The 2,179-nt window shown below is 79.4% G+C and carries 2 pseudogenes; both read left to right on the top strand.

The features are described from left to right. A pseudogene (locus OEY_RS30440) lies at positions 1–618 on the top strand (hypothetical protein); the annotation flags it as partial. A 3-nt stretch (positions 619–621) separates the two neighbouring features. Continuing rightward, positions 622–2,179: pseudogene (locus OEY_RS0107455) on the top strand (LuxR C-terminal-related transcriptional regulator); the annotation flags it as partial.

The following is a 2,179-nucleotide window of genomic DNA, read 5'->3' on the forward strand; positions in this document are numbered from 1 at the left end:
TCCCGGTCGCGGCGCTACGTGCTCGCGGGGGCCGCGGCCGCTGCGCTCGTTCTGCTCGGTGCGGGTGGTCTCGCGGTGGGGACGCTCGGCACGTCCGACGCCTCGGAGGCCGGCGTCGGCGCCGCCACTTCCGCGACCGTCCCGGGCGCGACCCCCGCCTCGGCCGGGGGGCCGGCGACGACCGCGACCACCGGCTCCGGCACGAGCAGTGCCGTGCCCGCGACGACACCGGGCACGCGGGCCGCGGCCACGGCGGCGACGCCCGGGGCGCCCGGGACCGTCGCCCCTGCCGGGTCCGTTCCCGCGGGCACCACCGCGCCCGGTGCGGCGCCGGGCGCACCGGCCCCCGGCGCCGTCGCCCCGGGCACCGTCGCACCGGGCACCGTCGCCCCCGTCCCCACGACGACCCCTCCCCCGGCTCCCGCCCCCGCCCCGGCTCCCGCGCCGGCGCCCGCCCCGAACTACGGTTCCCAGGTCGGTGATGCCCTCGGCGGTGCCGGTGAGGGTGCCGGTGCGGTCGTCGGCGGCGCCGGCAACGCGGTCGGCGGTGTCGTCGAAGGGGTCGGCGGCGCCGTCGGTGGCGTCGTCGACGGCGTCGGCGGACTTCTCGGCAACTGACCGATGCCGCAACCCGTTTCCCTGCCGCGCGACGTCGCGCACGCCGTCGCCGCGAGTCCGCCCCGGCTGCTGCTCGCCGGTCCCGCCGGCAGCGGCAAGTCCGCGTTGCTGTCCTCGGTGCGGCAGACGCTCGCCGATCGGGGCCTCACCGTCGGCACCGATCCGGATTCGCCCGCGACGTCGGCGCTGGTGGTCGACGACGCACACACCCTGCCCGCCGAGTCCGTCCTCGCGCTCGCCGAGCAGGTGCGGCGCGGCGAGCGGGCGGTGGTCGTCGCGACGGAGCCGCGGCCTCACCGCAGCGATCTGCGCGCGTTGTCGTCCGCGTTCGGCGCGCACTCGGCGCTCGTCGAACTGCGCCCCCTCAGCCCACGCGAAATCGCCGGTCGGGCAGCGACTCTCGGACTCACGCCGCGTCCGGAACCGATCCGCGCGGTGCACCGCCTGACCGGCGGGACCCGCGACGTCGTGGACGCGGCCCTCGTGGCACTGCGCGACGGCACCGATCCCCGACGGGCCGCCGCGGCCCGCGTCCGGGACCGGCTCGCCGGTGGCGACCCGGACCTGCCCCGGGTGCTGGTCCTCGCCGCCCTCGGCGGCACCCTCGATCCGCTCGAGGTCGCCTCCGTCCTCGGCGTCGAGGCGGACCGCGCGCGGGAGCTCGTCGACGCCGCGCGAGCCAGTGGCCTGCTCACCGTCGACGGCGACGTCCCGATCCCCGCGGCCGCCGCGGTGCCCGCCACCGTCCTCGGATCCCACGGCATCCGCACGCTCGCGCACCGGCTGGCGGCGCTGCGTCTCGACGCGGGGCTGCTGTCCGCCGACACCGCCCGCGCCCTCGCCGACGCGGGCGTGGCCGACGCCCGTCTCGCGGACCGTCTCGTGACGCTCGCCGCCGAGGCCGCGCCCGCGCAGGCCCTGGCGCTGTACGACGCCGCGATCCGCGCCGGTGCCGACGCCGACGCACTCGATGTGCGCCGCGCCGAGACCGCCGGGCTCGCCGGTGATCTCGCCACCGCCGCACAGCTCACCGACCGGCTGCTCGACCGGGCCGCAACCCTGCCCGGCGACGAGCTGACCGCCGCGACCCGCATCGCCGCGACCGTCGCCGCGCGCCGCGGCATGCTCGGTCGCAGCGCGGATCTGTACGAGTGGCTCGGACCCGAGCGCGCGGGTGCCGATGCGCCCGTCGCCGCGACGGTGCTGCTCGCCGCGGGCCGTCCCGGCGCCGCTGCCCGGTTCGGCACGGCTGCGCCGGCACCGACGTCGTCCGCGGCGGCCGCGCAGCTGCTGGCCGCCGGCCTGCGCGAGTCCGTCGGTGGCGACGGGCGCGTCGCGATGAACAGCCTCACGCGGGCCCTGTCCGTGCACGGCACCGGCGACCGGACGCGGCTGCTGCCGGACACCCCGGAGGCGGTCACGGCACTGCTGTGCCTGCATTCCGGCGAACTCGCCCATGCCGCCGCCGTGCTCGGCCGCCCCAGCACCGTGCCGTCCGTGCGGCACCGCCTGCTCGCGGCGTGGACGGCGCTGATCGGCGGGGGCCCGCCGGGGGGCCCCG

Source organism: Rhodococcus sp. P14, from assembly GCF_000256505.1.
In the GTDB taxonomy this organism is placed as follows: Bacteria; Actinomycetota; Actinomycetes; order Mycobacteriales; family Mycobacteriaceae; genus Rhodococcus; species Rhodococcus ruber.